The organism is Neisseria sp. P0008.S010 (genome assembly GCF_051962715.1).
Taxonomy (GTDB): Bacteria; Pseudomonadota; Gammaproteobacteria; order Burkholderiales; family Neisseriaceae; genus Neisseria; species Neisseria elongata.
Genome location: NZ_JBQCVA010000022.1, coordinates 19,163 through 37,198, shown reverse-complemented (window position 1 = coordinate 37,198; position 18,036 = coordinate 19,163). Strand labels below are relative to the sequence as shown.

Annotated in this window: 18 protein-coding genes; 7 read left to right on the top strand and 11 right to left on the bottom strand. The window is 55.5% G+C overall.

Translation table 11 applies throughout. From position 1 onward, the window contains the following. Positions 1-244: 244 nt before the first annotated feature. From ACTHSL_RS07260 to gmk, 3 genes are read right to left on the bottom strand one after another with little or no spacing between them, the layout of a single operon-like run. Entirely contained in the window at positions 245-2,401 is a 2,157-nt protein-coding gene (locus ACTHSL_RS07260) for a RelA/SpoT family protein (RefSeq protein ID WP_440380897.1), read from the bottom strand. A gap of 21 nt (positions 2,402-2,422) precedes the next feature. Next, positions 2,423-2,629: a DNA-directed RNA polymerase subunit omega gene (rpoZ, locus tag ACTHSL_RS07255; protein WP_049248220.1), complete on the bottom strand. Its 207-nt coding sequence runs from the start codon at positions 2,627-2,629 to the stop codon at positions 2,423-2,425. A 43-nt stretch (positions 2,630-2,672) separates the two neighbouring features. Next, the gene (gene gmk / locus ACTHSL_RS07250) at positions 2,673-3,293 is read right to left on the bottom strand and encodes a guanylate kinase (protein WP_440380896.1); all 621 of its coding nucleotides are present in this window, start codon (positions 3,291-3,293) and stop codon (positions 2,673-2,675) included. A gap of 71 nt (positions 3,294-3,364) precedes the next feature. Here gmk and ACTHSL_RS07245 point away from each other — a divergent pair, with 71 nt between their 5' ends. Continuing rightward, a complete protein-coding gene (locus tag ACTHSL_RS07245) occupies positions 3,365-3,967 on the top strand; it encodes an adenine phosphoribosyltransferase (protein WP_003773698.1) in 603 nt (200 codons plus the stop codon). 238 nt (positions 3,968-4,205) lie between these two features. Here the strand turns inward: ACTHSL_RS07245 and ACTHSL_RS07240 are convergent, their stop codons facing one another. Continuing rightward, positions 4,206-5,147, bottom strand: coding sequence for a serine hydrolase (locus ACTHSL_RS07240; protein WP_003773700.1), 942 nt, complete (start codon positions 5,145-5,147; stop codon positions 4,206-4,208). Between the two features lie 348 nt (positions 5,148-5,495). Here ACTHSL_RS07240 and clpX point away from each other — a divergent pair, with 348 nt between their 5' ends. From clpX to ACTHSL_RS07210, 6 genes are all read left to right on the top strand, one after another. After that, a complete protein-coding gene (gene clpX / locus ACTHSL_RS07235; RefSeq protein WP_107885480.1) occupies positions 5,496-6,761 on the top strand; it encodes an ATP-dependent Clp protease ATP-binding subunit ClpX in 1,266 nt (421 codons plus the stop codon). 141 nt (positions 6,762-6,902) lie between these two features. Beyond that, complete coding sequence (locus ACTHSL_RS07230; protein WP_440380895.1) at positions 6,903-7,967, top strand: serine endopeptidase; 1,065 nt, start codon at positions 6,903-6,905, stop codon at positions 7,965-7,967. A gap of 87 nt (positions 7,968-8,054) precedes the next feature. Next, on the top strand, positions 8,055-8,315 hold the full coding sequence (locus ACTHSL_RS07225; protein ID WP_003773714.1) for a GNAT family N-acetyltransferase: 261 nt from the start codon (positions 8,055-8,057) through the stop codon (positions 8,313-8,315). A gap of 149 nt (positions 8,316-8,464) precedes the next feature. Beyond that, positions 8,465-9,337, top strand: a complete 873-nt coding sequence (locus ACTHSL_RS07220; RefSeq protein ID WP_440380894.1) for a DUF808 domain-containing protein — start codon at positions 8,465-8,467, stop codon at positions 9,335-9,337. Between the two features lie 33 nt (positions 9,338-9,370). Further along, positions 9,371-10,174: a carbon-nitrogen hydrolase family protein gene (locus tag ACTHSL_RS07215; RefSeq protein WP_440380893.1), complete on the top strand. Its 804-nt coding sequence runs from the start codon at positions 9,371-9,373 to the stop codon at positions 10,172-10,174. An 82-nt stretch (positions 10,175-10,256) separates the two neighbouring features. Continuing rightward, complete coding sequence (locus ACTHSL_RS07210) at positions 10,257-10,973, top strand: hypothetical protein (RefSeq protein WP_440380892.1); 717 nt, start codon at positions 10,257-10,259, stop codon at positions 10,971-10,973. Between the two features lie 223 nt (positions 10,974-11,196). Here ACTHSL_RS07210 and nuoN read toward each other — a convergent pair whose 3' ends face one another. From nuoN to ACTHSL_RS07175, 7 genes are all read right to left on the bottom strand, one after another. After that, the gene (gene nuoN, locus ACTHSL_RS07205; protein ID WP_204813046.1) at positions 11,197-12,642 is read right to left on the bottom strand and encodes an NADH-quinone oxidoreductase subunit NuoN; all 1,446 of its coding nucleotides are present in this window, start codon (positions 12,640-12,642) and stop codon (positions 11,197-11,199) included. Positions 12,643-12,651: 9 nt separating this feature from the next. Continuing rightward, positions 12,652-14,154: an NADH-quinone oxidoreductase subunit M gene (locus ACTHSL_RS07200; RefSeq protein WP_440380891.1), complete on the bottom strand. Its 1,503-nt coding sequence runs from the start codon at positions 14,152-14,154 to the stop codon at positions 12,652-12,654. A gap of 75 nt (positions 14,155-14,229) precedes the next feature. Then, complete coding sequence (locus tag ACTHSL_RS07195; protein WP_440380890.1) at positions 14,230-14,550, bottom strand: cupin domain-containing protein; 321 nt, start codon at positions 14,548-14,550, stop codon at positions 14,230-14,232. A gap of 52 nt (positions 14,551-14,602) precedes the next feature. Continuing rightward, complete coding sequence (locus ACTHSL_RS07190) at positions 14,603-14,914, bottom strand: chorismate mutase (protein WP_440380889.1); 312 nt, start codon at positions 14,912-14,914, stop codon at positions 14,603-14,605. Between the two features lie 14 nt (positions 14,915-14,928). Beyond that, complete coding sequence (nuoL, locus tag ACTHSL_RS07185; RefSeq protein ID WP_440380888.1) at positions 14,929-16,938, bottom strand: NADH-quinone oxidoreductase subunit L; 2,010 nt, start codon at positions 16,936-16,938, stop codon at positions 14,929-14,931. A 117-nt stretch (positions 16,939-17,055) separates the two neighbouring features. Next, complete coding sequence (gene nuoK, locus ACTHSL_RS07180) at positions 17,056-17,361, bottom strand: NADH-quinone oxidoreductase subunit NuoK (RefSeq protein WP_003773732.1); 306 nt, start codon at positions 17,359-17,361, stop codon at positions 17,056-17,058. Next, positions 17,358-18,035: an NADH-quinone oxidoreductase subunit J gene (locus ACTHSL_RS07175; RefSeq protein ID WP_064086126.1), complete on the bottom strand. Its 678-nt coding sequence runs from the start codon at positions 18,033-18,035 to the stop codon at positions 17,358-17,360. Before ACTHSL_RS07175 ends, nuoK begins: the two co-directional genes overlap by 4 nt. Position 18,036: the final 1 nt, after the last annotated feature.

Below are 18,036 nucleotides of genomic sequence, written 5' to 3'. Positions count from 1 at the left end.
GTTGCCGCCTAAAAGGCGGCCCGGATACCTGATTATGGGGGTGTCTGGGGAGGATTAAGGGGGCATTTGGGTAAAATCAGGAGCAATTAGGGGCGAAAACAGCCGAAAACCTGTTTTTGGGTTTCGGCTGTCGGGGGAAGGGCTTTTTGCAAAGGTCTCCGGCTGCCCTTTTCGGATAAATAAAGGCCGTCTGAAACTATTTTTCAGACGGCCTTCATTTGCTTTAAATATTTGCTTTAAACATTCAAACGCGGGTAACGCGCCGGACATTCGGAATGCTGTGCAAGGCGTGGATAATGCTGTTTAACTGTTTCAAATCTTTGGTTTTGATTCGGAACTTAAATTCGATGAACCCTTCCGTGCCCGATTGGCTTTGGGAAGGCGTATCCACCGCCTCTATATCCGCCCCCTGCTCCGACATGGCTTGCGCCATTACCGCCAGCAGTCCGTGGCCGTCTTGCGAAGCAACCAGCAAATTGGTGTGATAACTGCGCCCGCCTATGGCCTCCCAATCCGCATCCAGTTGGTGTTCGGGATCGCTCTTGAGGAGGTTCGGACAGGTGTCGCGGTGGATGATGATGCCTTGATCCTTAATCAATACCGCGCGGATGGCATCGCCCGGAATCGGGTTGCAGCAGGGGCCGAGATGGACGCGGCCGGTCTCGTTGCCGTTGATTTTTATCGGGCTGAGTTTGACCTCTCCACCCAAATGCTGTCCAGCCAACCCCGCAAGGTGCATCGCCACGGACACCGGCAGGGTATGCCCCATGCCGACGTTGTACAACACATCTTCAAAACTGGTCTGCTTTTCAGTCAAATCGTTCAGATAGGCTTCTTTGAGTTCCTCAGACAGCAAAACATCACGCGGCAACAGGCTGGACAGGGCTTTTTGCAGCAGGCTCTCACCCAATTCCACCGCATCATGCCGATTCATGTTCTTGATGTAGCTTCGGATGGCACTGCGCGCACGGCCGGATACGGCAAAACTCAGCCAAGCGGCATTCGGCCGCGCCTGATCGGAGGTAATGATTTCCACCGTATCGCCGGTTTTCAGCGGTGTGCGAAGCGGAACCAGGCTGTTATTGACCCGTGCGGCCACGGTGCTGTTGCCGATGTCGGTATGCACCGCATAGGCAAAATCAACGGGGGTCGCGCCTTCGGGCAATACCAATATCCTGCCTTTGGGCGTAAAAATATACACTTCACTGGGGAAGAGATCGACTTTGACGTGCTCCAGGAACTCAATCGCATTTGCCGAGCGTGCCTGCAAATCAAGAATGCTTTGCAGCCATTTGTTGGTATTGAGCGTTGCCTGATCGAGTTTGTCGTCGCCGGATTTGTATGCCCAATGGCTGGCCACGCCGCTTTCTGCCACTGCATTCATCTCGCGCGTGCGTATCTGGACTTCTATCGGCAGGCCGTGCGGGCCGGTCAGCGTGGTATGCAGGCTTTGATAGCCGTTGCTTTTCGGAATGGCGATATAGTCTTTGAATTTTCCCGGTTTGGGCTGGTATAGATTATGCAATGCACCCAGTGCGGCATAGCAGGCCGGAATGCTGTTGGTGATCACGCGGAAGCCGTAAATATCCATCACTTCGTCAAAACGCAGGTGTTTGTTGCGCATTTTCTGATGGATGCTGTAGAGGTTTTTTTCCCGCCCTTTGATTTGCGCTTCGATATTGGCGCCGACGAGGCGTTGGCTGAAAGCGGCCAACACTTTGCCCACCACGTCGCGCCTGTTGCGGCGGAAATTGTTCATGGCTTTTTGCAGCGTACGGTAGCGGGCGGGATGGATATTTTGAAAAGCCAAATCCTGCAATTCCCGATAAACGGGGTTCAAACCGATACGGTTTGCAATCGGGGCATAAATTTCCAGCGTTTCCTGGGAGATGCGGCGGCGTTTTTCCAGCCGCATCGAACCCAGCGTGCGCATATTGTGCAGGCGGTCGGACAGTTTGACGATGATGACGCGCATGTCTTTGGTCATCGCCAAAATCAGTTTGCGGAAACTTTCCGCCTGATGTTCGGTTTGATTGTCATACTTCAGTTTTTCCAACTTGGACAAGCCGTCCACCATATCGGCAACGGTTTCGCCGAATTCCGCCGCCATTTCCTCTTTGGTCGTACCGGTGTCTTCCAAAACATCGTGCATCAACCCCGCACTCAGGGTTTGGAGGTCCATGCGCCACTTGGCCAATTCCGTCGCCACGGCAATCGGGTGCGTGATGTACGGCTCGCCGCTTTTACGCGTTTGCCCGTCGTGCGCACGGAAGGCATAGGCACACGCTTTTTCCAAACGCTGCTTGTCTTCCTGAGAAAGGTAGGCGGCGGTTTTGAACAGCAGGCTGCGCGCTTCGGCAGTCAGCGGGTCGTAAGGGGCGGCGGCTTGAGGCGCAGACATTTTCAGACGGCTTGTTTGATATTATTTGCTGCGGTTCAGGATGTCGGCTGTAATTTGGCCGGCGGCGATTTCGCGCAGGGCGGTAACGGTGGGTTTGTCGTTACGCACATCGTCCACCAGCGGCGCAGTGCCGTTTTCCAGTTGGCGGGCACGGCGTGCGGCAGCAAGGGTCAGGTCGAAATGGTTGGGGATTTTGTCGGAACAGTCTTCTACTGTAATACGTGCCATGTTTTGCGTCCTTATCGGTAATAAATTGTTTAAAATAGGGAAATTAGAAATTTTCGGACAACAGTCCTTCAATGAAATTTTTCTGCCGCGCCTGGGTCTGGCGTTGAGAACGGATAATCGCGCTCAATTGTGCTTCGGCTTCTGCCAAGTCGCGGTTAACAACCACATAGTCGAACAACAGGGATTGTTCGATTTCGCCGCGTGCCTGCCGCAGCCGTTTCTCAATCACTTCCGCGCTGTCGGTGTTGCGGCCGCGCAGGCGTTCGGACAATACGGCAAAACTCGGCGGCAGGATAAAAATGCTGACGGCCTCCGGCAGCGCACGGCGCACCTGCTCGGCACCTTGCACGTCGATTTCCAAAATAACGTCGAAACCTTCGCGTTGCAGTGCTTGCAGACCGCTGAAGCTGGTACCGTAGTAATTGCCGAACACGTCGGCATGTTCGAGGAATTCGCCTTTCCCTACCATGCCCTCGAATTCGGCCGTACCGACGAAATAATAATGTTCGCCGTTCCTCTCGCCTTCGCGCGGGGAACGGGTGGTATGGGAAATGGAAACACGGACATCGGCGTGGGCCGACAACAGCCGGGAAACCAGTGTGGTTTTACCCGTGCCGGAAGCGGCTGAGATGATGAAGATATTGCCGGGAGTCGGTTTGTTCATGATAGTAAAATCGGCTTAATAACGGTTCTTGATTATAACGCATCCCTCTGCGGAATAGAAAATTTGTTACAATGGGCGTTTTTGATTTCAGCCATGAGGATACGGCGGTGTTGATTCATCCCGAAGTAATGGGCGTGGAAGCCCTGTTTGAAAAAATGCGGAAAATTCCCAACTGGCCCGAGGAAGGCATTCTGTTTCACGACATTACGCCCATCCTGCAAAGCCCGCAATATTTCCGCCTGTTGGTGGATTTGCTGGTTTACCGTTATATGGATCAGAAAGTCGACGTTGTGGCCGGTTTGGACGCACGCGGCTTTATCATCGGCGCGGCCCTGGCTTATCAACTGAATGTCGGCTTCGTACCCATCCGCAAAAAAGGCAAGCTGCCGTTCGAAACCGTTTCCCAAAGTTATGCGCTGGAATACGGTGAAGCAACGGTGGAGATGCACACGGATGCCTTCCATAGCGGCGCGCGTGTTTTGCTGGTGGACGACTTGGTAGCCACCGGCGGCACCATGCTCGCGGGTGCGGAACTTATCCGCAGACTCGGCGGCGAAGTGCTCGAAGCTGCCGCTATTTTGGAATTTACCGACCTGCCGGGCGGCAAACGCATCCGCGATGCGGGCGTTCCGCTGTTTACCCTGTATCAAAACGAGGGCTGCATGCCGAAATAGAGAAAATCGGCTTCGCTTTCGTTACCGTGCTGACTTGCCTAAACTTAAAGAAAACGATTTCCAAGCCTTGGAAGCAACAAGTTACTCGGTTCGTACGATTTATATTTACGGTTCGCCGATTTGCATCAATATCGGTTAAAACTTCGGCATGCGCCGCATTGGAGATAAAAAGGCCGTCTGAAAACCCGCGATAAAGGTTTTCAGACGGCCTTTTCATTATTTAAACAACTGCCTCCGCTCAAGACGGACGCTGCATCATCCAACTTTGGATTTTACGTGCATCATTGACGCGCGTGGTGGATGTGGGCGAATTGAGCAGGACGATGGTAACCGGTTCCCTGCCGATTCGCGCGCGTACGACCATCGAACGGCCGGACTCGCGGATATAGCCTGTTTTCTGTAATTCGATATCCCAAGTACCTTCGCGCACCAATGCATTGGTATTTTTATAGTTCTGCTGGCGGCCCGCACTGGTGTACACCGAGCCGTAGGTGGCCGTACTGTTTTTGGTAATTGGCGCATAATTACTGGCGGCAGCGGCCAGTTTGTTCAAATCCCAGGCGGTGGAAACGTTGCGGTAGTCCAAACCGGTCGGTTCGTAAAAACGGCTGTTGGTCATGCCCAGGCTTTGCGCTTTGGCATTCATGGCGGCCACGAAGGCAGACATACCGCCCGGATAAGTACGGCCCAGCGCATGGGTGGCACGGTTTTCACTCGACATCAGGCTCAAATGCAGCAATTGTGCGCGTGTGAGCTGCGTACCGACAGACAGGCGGCTGCCCGTGCCTTTCAGCCGGTCGATTTCATCCTCGGTAATGGTGATGACTTCGTTCATATTCAGACGCGCATCCAAAACCACCATCGCCGACATCAGCTTGGAAATCGAGGCAATCGGCATAACGCGGTTCATGTTCTTTTGATACAGCACTTCGCCGGTACGGTTATTGACAATCAGGGCTGCCTGCGACGACAGCAACGGGCCGGCAATCGCCGCTTGCGCTTCCAGCATATCGTCCGGATTTTCGGCCAGGAAAGTACCCAACGGGTCTTGGTCGGATGTCAGGTTTTGCTGCAGAAACTGGCCGAGCACGTCCAAATCGTCGGCCAAAACGGGGGCGGAAGCCAAACTCAGACCGAGGAAGACGGCGGCGGCTTTTTTGTAAAACGGTGTAGAAAACATCGGGCTGTCCGTTAAATTAACAAAAAGAAATTCGGAAAGGGGCGGCGGGCTCAAACCGGCCGTGAGGCCGTCTGAAACACAGTTTGCCGGCGAAGCGGGCTTTGTTTTTTGGTGATACCGCCATCAAGGGATTGTTGTGTGCGCCTTGCTTTGAAGCAAGTCATTATTTTCCTTGAAAAGCAAACGGTTTGTAAAGCAAACATACGCAGTTTTGCATGAGTTTGCGTTTGGCGGCGGCCCCGCCCGTTCCTGCCGCACCTTGCGGCAAATTGAAAAAAGCACGGCTGCTTATTATAATCTCCGTTTTTTCAGACGGCCTTGGGGCCGATTCAGACAAAGGCACACTCGATGACCACAGAAAACCGCCACTGCTCGTTTTGCGGTAAAGCCGAACAGGAAGTCAAACATCTGATTGAAGGCGAAAACGCCTATATCTGCAACGAATGCGTGGAAACCTGCGGCATCATGCTGGAAGGCGGGGACGACGCGGCTGCCGAAGGAAAAGGTTCCGCCACCGACGGGGACGGAAAACTGCCCACCCCGTCCGAAATCGTCGCCAACCTGAACGACCACGTTATCGGCCAGGAGCAGGCAAAAAAAGCCTTGGCCGTTGCCGTTTACAACCACTACAAACGCCTGCGCCATCCGAAAGCGGGCGGCGCGGTGGAGCTGTCCAAATCCAACATCCTGCTCATCGGCCCCACCGGTTCGGGCAAAACCCTGTTGGCGCAGTCTTTGGCGCGCAAACTCGACGTGCCGTTCGTGATGGCCGATGCAACCACGCTGACCGAAGCAGGTTATGTCGGCGAAGATGTCGAGCAAATCATCACCAAACTTTTGGGCAAATGCGATTTCGATGTCGAAAAAGCCCAGCGCGGCATCGTCTATATCGACGAAATCGACAAAATCTCGCGCAAAAGCGACAACCCTTCGATTACCCGCGACGTCTCCGGCGAAGGCGTACAGCAAGCATTGCTGAAACTGATTGAAGGCACGGTGGCCAGCGTTCCCCCGCAAGGCGGGCGCAAGCATCCGAATCAGGATTTCATCCAGGTAGACACCACCAACATCCTCTTTATCTGCGGCGGCGCATTTGCCGGCTTGGAAAAAGTCATCCGCCAGCGCACGGAAAAAGGCGGCATCGGCTTCGGCGCGGCAGTACACAGCAAGGACGAAAACGCCGACATCAGCGAACTGTTCGAAATCGTCGAACCGGAAGACTTGATCAAATTCGGCCTGATTCCCGAGTTAATCGGCCGTCTGCCCGTGATTGCAACTTTGGCCGAACTCGATGAAGATGCCCTGATCAACATCCTCACCGAGCCGAAAAATGCCCTGGTCAAACAATATCAAGCACTGTTCGCCATGGAAGGCGCGGAACTGGAATTCGAACCGGACGCACTGCGCGCCATCGCCAAACTGGCCATGACCCGCAAAACCGGCGCGCGCGGCCTGCGTTCCATCGTCGAACGCGCCCTGCTGGAAACCATGTACCGCCTGCCCAACCTGCCGCAGGTAAAAAAAGCCGTCATTACCGCCGAAGTCATCGAAAACAACCGCCAGCCCGTCCTGCTGCTGGCCGACGGCAAAGAGTATCAAGACGACGCACAATAAGCGTGCAATCTTGGAGGCCGTCTGAAACCGAACAACGGGTTTCAGACGGCCTTTCCTTTTTCAGACGGCCTCATACCCGATTGCCCCCGCCCCCGACACCCCGCTATACTGACATCTTTCCCACATGAAACGGAGCACGCCATGCGCCACCAAAAATCCGCCGGCAACCGCCTACCCGAAAAATGGTTCAGACGCGGCCTGTGGCTGATTGCCTTTATTTTTGCCTCCTTCCTCATCGGACTGGGCGGCAAAGTCATCAACGACCTGCCGTCCGTCGAACAAACCCGCGAATTGGACGACTACATGGGCGAAAAAGGGATATTGCTGCAGCAAGCCCGCGATCGCCTAAACGAAGAAGACACCCGCCTGACGGAAGAAGCGGAACGCTCCGCATTGGAATTGGAAAAACAGCGCAACCAAACCGCCGCCGAACAGCAAAGCCTGCAAAACTGGCTTGCCACCCGCTCCGCTACCGAACAATCCGAACAAAACCCCGAAGTCATCGCCCGCACCCGCAAGCTGGACGAACTGAAGGTCAAAGAGCAAACCCTGCAACAACAATATGCCGCCATCCAGCAGCGTCAGCTCGATAACCGCCAGCAGCGCGACCGAAACGAAAAAGAACTCGAACAGGAGCAGAATAACGCATCAAAACTCAAAGAAAAGGACGACCGCCGCATCGAACTGCAAGTCTTCCTCTACCGCCTCGCCCTCACCCTGCCGCTGCTGCTTATCGGCGGTTACCTGTTCGCCAAAAAACGCCGCTCGCGCTGGTGGCCGTTTGTTTGGGGCTTCATCTATTTCGCCCTGTTTGCCTTTTTCGTCGAACTCGTCCCCTACCTGCCCAGCTACGGCGGCTATGTACGCTACTCTGTCGGCATCCTGATGACCATACTGATCGGCCGCTACGCCATCGTCGCCATGAACCGCTACCTCGAACGCAAGCGTAATGAAGAAGCACTGCCCGCCGACGAGCGGCAGCAGCAGATGGACTATGACCGCGCCCAGCAATGCACTGCCAAAGGCATCTGTCCCGGCTGCGAACGCCCGCTGGACTTCCAACATCCCGAAATGGATTACTGCCCGCATTGCAGCATCAACCTGTTTAACCGCTGCGGCAACTGCAACACGCGGAAAAGCGCGTTCAACCGCTATTGTTTCCATTGCGGCTCCGCAGCCGGTTCAAACGATACCAGCCACAAATAAACCTTCAGGCCGTCTGAAACACCCGGCAAACCGGCGCGCAACGCCTTTCAGACGGCCTAATATCCCCAAACAACAGGAGAATCAGCCATGCCCGAAATCAAATACCTTCCCGAACAACGCCGCTTCCAAATCGACATCGACGGACTCGAGGCCGGCCACATCGGCTACACGGAAGAAAACGGCGGTTGGAATGTCGTGCATACCGAAGTATCACCGAACTTCCGAGGACGCGGCATCGCCAAAATGCTGGTCGATGCCCTGATGGCGCACGCCGAAGCCAACGGCATCCCGCTGAGTGCGGAATGCGATTATGCCGCACGCTTTATCGGCAATACGGACAAAGAGTAGCGTTGAAAAAACGCAATGCGTCAAAGGCCGTCTGAAATGTGTTTTTCAGACGGCCTTTGACGTTTGCCGCCATAAAACGGCGGCATACCGTTACGGTATTTGACAGATTTGACTATAATCCGCCCTTTCCTCCCAACCGAGACCCTTATATGGCTTTTGCATCCCTGTTTACCCTGCTCGACGACATCGCATCCGTACTCGACGACGTTTCCCTGATGACCAAAATGGCGGCGAAAAAAACCGTCGGCGTGGTCGGCGACGATTTGGCCTTGAACGCCAACCAAGTAACCGGCGTATCGGCCGACCGGGAATTGCCCATCGTCTGGCGGGTGGCCAAAGGTTCGCTGGTAAACAAGCTGATTCTGATTCCAGCCACGCTTCTGCTGTCGTGGCTGGCCCCCGCGCTGATTACCCCGCTGCTGATGCTGGGCGGCGCATATCTCTGCTTTGAAGGCGTGGAAAAACTGCTGCACCCCCTCCTGCACCGTCATGAAGCCGACCATTCGCCCGAAGCCGTTCCCGACGAATTGCCCGATGAAAATGCCAAAATCAAAGGCGCAATCCGCACCGACTTCATCCTGTCGGCCGAAATCATCATCATCTCCATGGGTGCGGTGAATGCCGACTCAGGCATGCTGCAACAAGCCTTGATGCTCTCCGTCATCGGCATCGGCATGACCATATTTGTTTACGGCTTGGTGGCCATGATTGTAAAACTGGACGATTTGGGTTTATTCCTGATACGGCGCGGCGGCGCGCAGAAAAACGTCGGTAACGCCCTGCTGGCCGTTATGCCCGTTTTCATGCGCGGCCTGAGCGTCGTCGGCACACTGGCCATGTTTTTAGTCGGCGGCGGCATCATCGCCCACGGCGCGCCGTTCGTGTCTAACTTCCTGCACTCCATGCACTGGGAGGGCGGCATCATGGGCAATCTGGCCAACCTGATTGTCGGCCTGCTGTCCGGAGCAATCGTTTGCGCTGTCGTCTTGCCGCTGATCAAACTGTTCGGCAAAAAACATTAAACGGAAAACAGGCCGTCTGAAAGGAGCAACGCCATGCGGAAAATCCGTGCCGCCGTCATCCAAACCGTTTCCGGCACCGACCCCGCCGCCAATACCGCCGCCATGCGCCGCCTGGTACGCCAAGCGGCAGAGCAAGGTGCGGATTGGGCGTTGCTGCCCGAATATTGGCCGCTGATGGGGCAAAACGACCGCGACAAACTCGCACTGGCCGAGCCTTTCGGCAGCGGCACCCTGCAACAGGCGATGGCCGAAACCGCCGCCGAATGCGGTATTATCCTGTTCGGCGGCACCATCCCGCTGCAATCGCCCGCATCCGGCAAAGTATGGAACAGCCTGTTGGCATACGACAAAAACGGCGAATGTATCGGCCGCTACGACAAAATGCACCTGTTCGGCTATTCGGGTTTGGGCGAACGCTACGCCGAAGCCGACACCATCGCCGCCGGCCGCGAAGTCCCCCGTCTGACTGCCGACGGCTGGAATCTGGCGCAAGGCATCTGCTACGACCTGCGCTTCCCCGAATTTTTCCGCGCCCAAAGCCCGTTTGCCGCGCTTTTGCTGCCCGCCGCCTTCACCAACACCACCGGCAAGGCGCATTGGGAACTGCTGCTGCGCGCCCGCGCGGTGGAAAACCAATGCTACGTTTTGGCGGCCGGACAGGGCGGCCTCCATGAAAACGGCCGCCGCACCTTCGGCCACAGCATGATCATCGACCCCTGGGGCGAAATCCTGGCCGTGCTGCCCGAAGGGGAAGGCGTGATTACCGCCGAACTCGACCCCGCGCGGCTGAACAGCGTGCGGCAGCGTCTGCCCGCACTGGCACACCGCATCCTGTAATACCGAGGCCGTCTGAAAAACAAGTTTTCAGACGGCCTCAAACCATCATAGCCCCGCAAACCCGATTCCGAGAAGAAAGCTGATGAAAACATTCCGACTCTTCCTTGCGGCCTGCTGTACGACGGCTGCCGCACAAACACCGCAAGCCTTTGTCGAACAAAATTTTTACCGCAAAATACCAAGCGAAAAATGCCTAATCGGGCAAAAAGGCAATACCTGCATGCAACTGAAACAAACCGGCTCCGCCGAAGGGCTGACCTTCCTCTTCTACACGGGCGACAATGTAAAACTGCGCCCTAACAGCCGTCCCGTTACCCTTCATGCCCCACCCTACCCTGCCGAAATATTCGTCTTAAAACAGAATAACAGAACATGGCAATTAAAAGCCCGCAGCCAAACGCAGGTCGAGGCTGCCGAATCGGGCGGAAAACCCTGGCGTTTTCTTCGTTTCGGCACTTCGGCGTGGGGATTTGAAAATTCTATAAGCGGCGGCAGACAGGGTTATAACAATTTTTTCAGCTCACTGTTTGTTTACAGCGGCGGCAAATTCGACAGCTACCTGATCATCACCGGCATGGACAATACGGAAGCAGGCCCGTCGGATGAAGAAGTTTCCCTGCACGGCACCCTCACCCCGCGCCCCGACCTGAAACAGACAGCCGGACGTTACCCGCTGGAAATCCGCCTCACAGGCAAAAAAGGTAAAAACACCTTCAAAGGCCAATCCTACCTTCTCCCATTCAAAGCACGGAATAACGATTATTCCATCCCGGAAAACTACCCTGTTTCCGGCTTTTAAACAGAAATATAGCTAGCGCAGATAGAGCCAAAATACTGTACTTGCCAATTGTCTTCATGAGCTTACACAGGCTAATGAAGGCCGACGCAGCTACCGTATCGGAAATTAAGTAAAGGGATACAGAAGAATATCGAATTGACGCCATAAACAAACTGAGGCCGTCTGAAAACCCGATTTACGGTTTTCAGACGGCCTTTCTGTTTATTTTGCGATACCGCCGCTATTAACCTATTGCCGTGCGGATGGCTTGGACGCACCAATCCATCACGCCTTGCGGCAGGACACCCCACAACAGCAACAGCAGGCCGTTAGCCGACAACAACACCTTCATCGCACCGTCGCTGCTCAACCGGCGGCTGTCGGCAGGTTCTTCAAAGTAAATCGTCCGCACCACGCGCAAATAGTAGAACGCGCCGATCAGCGACATCACGACGGCAAACACCGCCAACCAAGTGTAATTCGCACTCACCAGCAATTTGATCACCTGCAACTTGGCATAGAAACCCATCAGCGGCGGAATACCGGCCATGGAGAACATGGCAAGCAACATCAGGAAGGCATACCAAGCATTGCGCCGGTTCAAACCGGCCAAATCGGCAATGTTTTCGCATTCGAACGATTCGTCGGACAACAGCATCAACACACCGAAACCGACCAATGCCATCACGATATAGGTCAATGCGTAATACAGGCCGGCCGAGAAACCGACGCTGCCGCTCAAAAACGCCATCAGGACGAAGCCCATATGCGATACGGTCGAATAAGCCAACATCCGCTTGATATTGGTCTGCACAATGGCGGCGAGGTTACCGATTAGCAGTGAAGCCACGGACAAGATAACCAGCATCTGGGTCCAATCGGCATGCTGGTTGTTCATCGCCGTTACCAAAATACGGAAAGCGAAAACTGCCGCCGCCATTTTCGGCGCGGTACCGATAATCGAAGCCACCGAAGTGGGCGCACCTTCATAAACATCCGGCACCCACATATGGAACGGAACGGCTCCCAATTTGAACGCCAATGCGACCACAACGAAAACCAAACCCAGCTTCATCAGCCAGCCGTTGGCAACACCGCTTTGGCCGTTGGCCAGCACGATGGCGAAATTCAGCGAACCGGTTGCACCGTAAATCATCGAAATACCGTACAACAGCAAACCGGAGGCTAATGCGCCGAGCACAAAGTATTTCAACGCGGCTTCGGCCGAACGGGCGGAATCGCGCCGCAAGGCAATCATGGCGTAGAGCGACAGCGAAAGCAGTTCCAAGCCGATATAGGCAACAAGGAAATGCCCCGCGCTCACCATCACGCTCATGCCTAAAAGGGCAAACAGCGAAAGGGTATAAAATTCGCCGTTAAACATATTGCGCGCCCGATTGTACGGTTTGGCGTACACAAATACGGCGAACAATGCGGCGTACATGGTCATTTTGCCCAACTGAGACAAACCGTCGGCCAAATACATATCGTTAAACGTACTGACCGCAGTCGGTGTCCAAACATACCATTGTGTTGCCGCCGTCAATACCAAAGTGAACAAACTCAGATAATGGGTAATGACGCGGCTATTGTCTTTCAGCCACAAATCCACCAGCAGCACCGCGCACAATGCCGTGAGCAGCACGATTTCGGGCATGGCGGGGATTAAGTTCAGATCAGTCCAGTTCATTCACACACCTCAAATCTTGCTTTGCGCCACATGCGCGATCAAATCGTTGGCCGCCTGATGCACCACGGCGATAAACGGCTCCGGCCACAGGCCCATGCCCAGCACGGTGGCGGCGAGGATGGCCAGAATGGCGAATTCGCGCCGGTTGATGTCCTTCATTTCGGCCACATGCGGGTTGGTCACCGCACCGAAAATCACGCGCTTATACATCCACAGCGTGTAGGCCGCGCCCAAAATCAATGTTAATGCGGCCAGCGCGCCCACAAACAGGTTGTAGTTCACTGCGCCCACAATCACCATAAATTCGCCCACGAAGCCGGAAGTGGCTGGGAGACCGGCGTTGGCCATGGCAAACAGCATCATGAAGGCGGCAAATTTCGGCATCACGGTAACCACGCCGCCGTAGTCGGCAATGTTGCGGCTGTGCAGGCGGTCGTACATCACGCCGATGCAGAAGAACATGGCGGCGGAAACAAAACCGTGCGAAATCATCTGCATAATCGCGCCTTTCAACGCCCACGGCTGCAAATGCACCTGATTGGTAAACAGGAACATACCCAGGGTAACGAAACCCATGTGGCTGATCGAGGAATAGGCCACCAGTTTTTTCATATCGGTTTGTGCCAAAGCCACCATGCCGATATAAATCACTGCAATCAGGCTGAGCACGATGATGGCGGGGGCGAAATAGCGCGACGCATCGGGCAGGATGGGCAGGATGAAGCGCAAAAAGCCGTATGCGCCGAGTTTCAGCGTAATCGCCGCCAGCACCATCGAACCGCCGGTGGGCGCTTCCACGTGCGCGTCGGGCAACCAAGTGTGCACCGGGAACATCGGCACTTTCACCGCAAACGACAGGAAGAAGGCGGCAAACAGAATCTGTTGGGTAAACAGCGGAATTTGTTTGATGTTTTGGAAATCTTCAATCGCGAAGCTGCCGCCGGTTTGCAGCGACAAATACACCAAGGCCACCAGCATCAAAAGCGAACCCATCAGCGTATAGAGGAAGAGTTTCACCGAGGCATACACGCGGCGCGGCCCGCCCCACACGCCGATAATCAGATACAGCGGGATCAGCATGCCTTCGAAGAAGATATAGAACAGCATGGCATCGCGGGCGGCAAACGCGCCGTTGATCAGGCCGGACATAATCAGGAAGGCCGCCATGTATTGCGCCACCTTTTTCTGAATCACTTCCCAGCCCGCAAGCACCACCATCAACGTGATGAAGGCGTTGAGAATGACAAACAGCACGGAAATGCCGTCCACGCCCAGCGCGTAGTTGATGTTGAGCGCGGGAATCCACGCATAAAACTCGGCAAACTGGAAGCCGCCGCTCAAGCGGTCGAACTGCGTAAACAGCGGCAACGTAACCAGAAAACCGGCCAGCGCGCCGGCAAAAGCCAGTATCCGCGCCAAGGGGGCACGGCGGTCGCAGCCGGTAGCCAGCACCAATAATCCGGCGGCTATTGGCAGCCAGATTGCCAAGCTGAGAAGATGGTTAGAAAACATAGTTGTAACCTGTGGTTTGAATAAATAAATCGTCGTTTTTCTGCGTTTGCCGCTTTTCAGACGGCCTCAAACAGCCTAAACGCTGCCCTCTTTCTCAATCACCAAAATCCGCGCTTCGCCGCGCGGGTGGGCGACGTGTTCCGCGCCGATGCCGACGTAGAAAATGTCGCCGCTTTGCAGCCGCACCACGCGCTCTTCGCCGTTTTCACGGTAGTGCATATCCACTTCGCCGTCCATCACAGCAAACACTTCCTCGCCGTCGTTCACATGCCATTTGTAGGGCTGGTCCGTCCAATGCAGGCGCACGGTGGTGCCGTTCAGATTGGCGATGCTGCGCGCGCCCCATGCCCTCTCGGCGGTGAATTCGGCGGCGCGGATGATGTCGGTTGCGCTCATTTTTTCCTCTGTATGTGGTGTTTTCAGACGGCCTTTTAGTTTTCAGGTAGCCTTAATGGCTTGTCCCGCCCGAACGGTTTACTTCCTGCTCGAAACGGATAAAGGCGGCAATCATGGCCTGCCACACGGCTTCCGCCACATCGGGCGACAAGCCTGCCGCCGCAGCCTGTTCGCGCCGTGCCTTCAGCACCTGCGCCACCCTTTCGGGCGCGGCCACGGCCTGCGCGTCGTGCTTGGGTTTCAGACGGCCTGCCTGTGCAACCAACTGCTGCCGACGCGCCAGCAAGCCGATGAGTTGGCTGTCCAGCGCGTCAATCTCCTGCCGCACTTCGGCTAGGGTACCGGGCAAAATATCAGCATCCATTTTTCAGGTAGCCTTTATCTGAACCAAAGCTGCCAGAAGAACACCACAATCAGCACCAACACGCCGGAAACCATGGCGGCGGCGTAGGTGTAGATGAAGCCGGTTTGCAGGCGGCGTACCTGCCCTGCCACCGCGCCGACCAGTTTGGCCGCACCGTTTACCAGGCCGTTGTCGATGATTGCGGTATCGACGGCTTTCCAGAAGAAGGTACCCAGCGCGCGCGTACCTTTGGCAAACACGGCGAAGTAGATGTTGTCGAGGTAGTATTTGTTTTCAAACAGTACATACACCGGGCGGAAAGTCTGCGCGATTTTGGCGGGCAGCTGCGGCGCTTTCACATACAGGAACCACGCAGCCAATACGCCGCCGATGGCCAGATACAGCACGGGCGTGTGCAGGCTGTGCGACACCATGGCCATTGCGCCGTGGAATTCTTCCTTCATGATGTGCATCACCGGATGCAGCTCGTAATTGACATAAATCACGTCTTTGAAGAAATCGCCGTACAGCATCGGCTCGATGGCGATGTAGCCGATAATCACGGACGGAATCGCCAGCAAAATCAACGGCAGGGTAACGACCAACGGGCTTTCGTGCGGGTTGTCGGACGGCTTCAGGCCGTGGTGGTGGCCGTGGTCGTCGTGATGGTCGTGCTTGGCCTCGCGCCAGCGTTCTTTGCCGTGGAAAACGATAAAGTATTGGCGGAAGGCGTAAAACGCGGTAACGAACACGCTGGCCAGCACGGCGAAATAGGCGAAACCGCTGCCGGGCAGGTTGCTGGCGTGAACCGCTTCGATAATCGAATCTTTGGAATAGAAACCGGAGAACAGCGGCGTGCCGATGAGGGCGAGGTTGCCCAGCAGCATGGTGAACCAGGTAATCGGCATGTATTTGCGCAGGCCGCCCATATTGCGCATGTCCTGGTCGTGGTGCATGCCTATAATCACGCTGCCCGCCGCCAAGAACAGCAGGGCTTTGAAGAAGGCATGGGTCATCACATGGAACATGGCCACGGAATAGGCGGACACGCCCAAGGCCACGGTCATATAACCGAGCTGCGACAGGGTGGAATAGGCCACCACGCGTTTGATGTCGTTTTGAATCGTGCCGAGGAAGCCCATAAACAGCGCGGTAATCGCGCCAATCACCATAATCACGCTCAGCGCGGTGATGGAGAGCTCATACATGGGCGACATGCGCGACACCATAAACAGGCCGGCGGTTACCATCGTTGCGGCGTGAATCAGCGCGGAAATCGGGGTCGGGCCTTCCATGGAATCGGGCAGCCACACATGCAGCGGGAATTGGGCGGATTTACCCATCGCGCCGACAAACAGCAACAGGCAGGTGATGGTAATCAAGTCCCAGCCGAACAGGGTGCTGCCGACCACGTTGGGCAGGTAGGCGAACACGTCGGCATAGCGCAGGCTGCCGCCGAAATAGGCCAGCACCAAACCAATGCCGAGCACGAAGCCGAAGTCGCCCACGCGGTTGACCAAAAAGGCTTTCAGGTTGGCGAAAATCGCGCTGTCGCGTTTGAAATAGAAGCCGATTAACAGATAGGACACCAAGCCGACCGCTTCCCAGCCGAAGAAGAGTTGGATGAAGTTGTTGGACATAATCAGCATCAGCATGCTGAAGGTAAACAATGAGATATAGCTGAAGAAGCGTTGGTAGCCGACTTCTTCGTCCGCCATATAGCCGATGGTGTAGATGTGCACCATCAGCGACACGGAAGTAACCACCACCATCATCAGCGCGGTGAGGCTGTCCACCAGGAAGCCGACCGAGAAATCCAGCCCGTTCATGGTCAGCCAGGTATAGACATTTTCATCGAACTTGGCACGGCTGCCGTCGATAAACCCGCACAGCACATAGGCCGACAGCACGGCGGATACGGCCACGCCGAGTATGGTAACCGTGTGCGCGCCCCGGCGGCCGATGGTGTTGCCGAACAGCCCGGCCAGCAAACAGCCCGCCAAGGGCGTGAGGGCGATGATGAGGTATAAAGTCATGTCAGTCATGTTGTTGCCATCCTTACGGATAAATCTTTCAATTTTGTGCGGCTCGTTTTCAGGTAGCCTCTCCGGCTTCCTTTTGAGGCTACCTGAAACTTTCAGACGGCCTGTTTTCAGGTAGCCCTAGCCTTTGAGGCTGTCCAAATCCGTTACGTTGATCGTGTTGCGGTTGCGGTATACCAAAACCATAATCGCCAGGCCGATGGCGGATTCGGCCGCGGCCACGGTAAGCACGAAGAAGACGAAAATCTGCCCCGCGCTGTCGCCGAGGTAGCGCGAGAAGGCGATAAAGTTAAAGTTCACCGCCAACAGCATCAATTCGATCGACATCAGCAAAATCAGCACGTTTTTGCGGTTCATGAAAATGCCCATCGCGCTGATGCCGAATAACAGGGCGGACAGCACCAGATAATGCGTAATCGTAATCATGCTTTGCCCTCCCCTTTAGCGGCATCGGATTCGGCGGCTTCGCCGTTGTTTTCTTCGCTTTCAGACGGCCTCTGTACCACGGCTTCCATCTTCACCATGCGCAGGCGGCCTTTTTTCGCGTCCACTTTAACCTGGTCGGCCGGATTGATGTATTTCGGCTTGAAGGTTTTGCGGTGCACCAGCGCGATGGCGGCCACCATACCCAGCACCAGCAGCACGGCCGCCAGCTCGAAAGGCAGCAGGTAGGTGGTGTAAATCTGCGTGCCCAGCTCGCGCACGTTGCTGTGGTCGGCCGGCACGTCGTTCATCTGGCCGAAGGCGGCCAAATCGGTATCCGGCGCAACCAAAATCATAATCAGCGCCACGGCCATCAGCACGCCGACCACGGCGGCCACCGGCGCGTTGCGCCAGAAGCCTTTGCGCATTTCCTCCACGTCGATGTTGAGCATCATCACCACGAACAGGAACAGCACCATTACCGCGCCCACATACACCACCACCAGCGTGATACCGAGGAATTCGGCCTGCATCAGCATCCACATCATCGCGCTCATGCAGAAAGTGAGCACCAGATACAGCGCGGCATGCACCGGGTTTTTCACGGTTACGGTTTTCAGCGCGCCGAACAGGATGATAGCGGCCAACAGGTAAAACAGAATAAGTTGAAAGTTCATA

Coding starts and splice junctions, on each gene's coding strand:
- ACTHSL_RS07260 (WP_440380897.1), bottom strand. CDS start 2,401: ATGTCTGCGCCTCAAGCCGCCGCCCCTTACGACCCGCTGACTGCCGAA.
- rpoZ (WP_049248220.1), bottom strand. CDS start 2,629: ATGGCACGTATTACAGTAGAAGACTGTTCCGACAAAATCCCCAACCAT.
- gmk (WP_440380896.1), bottom strand. CDS start 3,293: ATGAACAAACCGACTCCCGGCAATATCTTCATCATCTCAGCCGCTTCC.
- ACTHSL_RS07245 (WP_003773698.1), top strand. CDS start 3,365: ATGGGCGTTTTTGATTTCAGCCATGAGGATACGGCGGTGTTGATTCAT.
- ACTHSL_RS07240 (WP_003773700.1), bottom strand. CDS start 5,147: ATGTTTTCTACACCGTTTTACAAAAAAGCCGCCGCCGTCTTCCTCGGT.
- clpX (WP_107885480.1), top strand. CDS start 5,496: ATGACCACAGAAAACCGCCACTGCTCGTTTTGCGGTAAAGCCGAACAG.
- ACTHSL_RS07230 (WP_440380895.1), top strand. CDS start 6,903: ATGCGCCACCAAAAATCCGCCGGCAACCGCCTACCCGAAAAATGGTTC.
- ACTHSL_RS07225 (WP_003773714.1), top strand. CDS start 8,055: ATGCCCGAAATCAAATACCTTCCCGAACAACGCCGCTTCCAAATCGAC.
- ACTHSL_RS07220 (WP_440380894.1), top strand. CDS start 8,465: ATGGCTTTTGCATCCCTGTTTACCCTGCTCGACGACATCGCATCCGTA.
- ACTHSL_RS07215 (WP_440380893.1), top strand. CDS start 9,371: ATGCGGAAAATCCGTGCCGCCGTCATCCAAACCGTTTCCGGCACCGAC.
- ACTHSL_RS07210 (WP_440380892.1), top strand. CDS start 10,257: ATGAAAACATTCCGACTCTTCCTTGCGGCCTGCTGTACGACGGCTGCC.
- nuoN (WP_204813046.1), bottom strand. CDS start 12,642: ATGAACTGGACTGATCTGAACTTAATCCCCGCCATGCCCGAAATCGTG.
- ACTHSL_RS07200 (WP_440380891.1), bottom strand. CDS start 14,154: ATGTTTTCTAACCATCTTCTCAGCTTGGCAATCTGGCTGCCAATAGCC.
- ACTHSL_RS07195 (WP_440380890.1), bottom strand. CDS start 14,550: ATGAGCGCAACCGACATCATCCGCGCCGCCGAATTCACCGCCGAGAGG.
- ACTHSL_RS07190 (WP_440380889.1), bottom strand. CDS start 14,914: ATGGATGCTGATATTTTGCCCGGTACCCTAGCCGAAGTGCGGCAGGAG.
- nuoL (WP_440380888.1), bottom strand. CDS start 16,938: ATGACTGACATGACTTTATACCTCATCATCGCCCTCACGCCCTTGGCG.
- nuoK (WP_003773732.1), bottom strand. CDS start 17,361: ATGATTACGATTACGCATTATCTGGTGCTGTCCGCCCTGTTATTCGGC.
- ACTHSL_RS07175 (WP_064086126.1), bottom strand. CDS start 18,035: ATGAACTTTCAACTTATTCTGTTTTACCTGTTGGCCGCTATCATCCTG.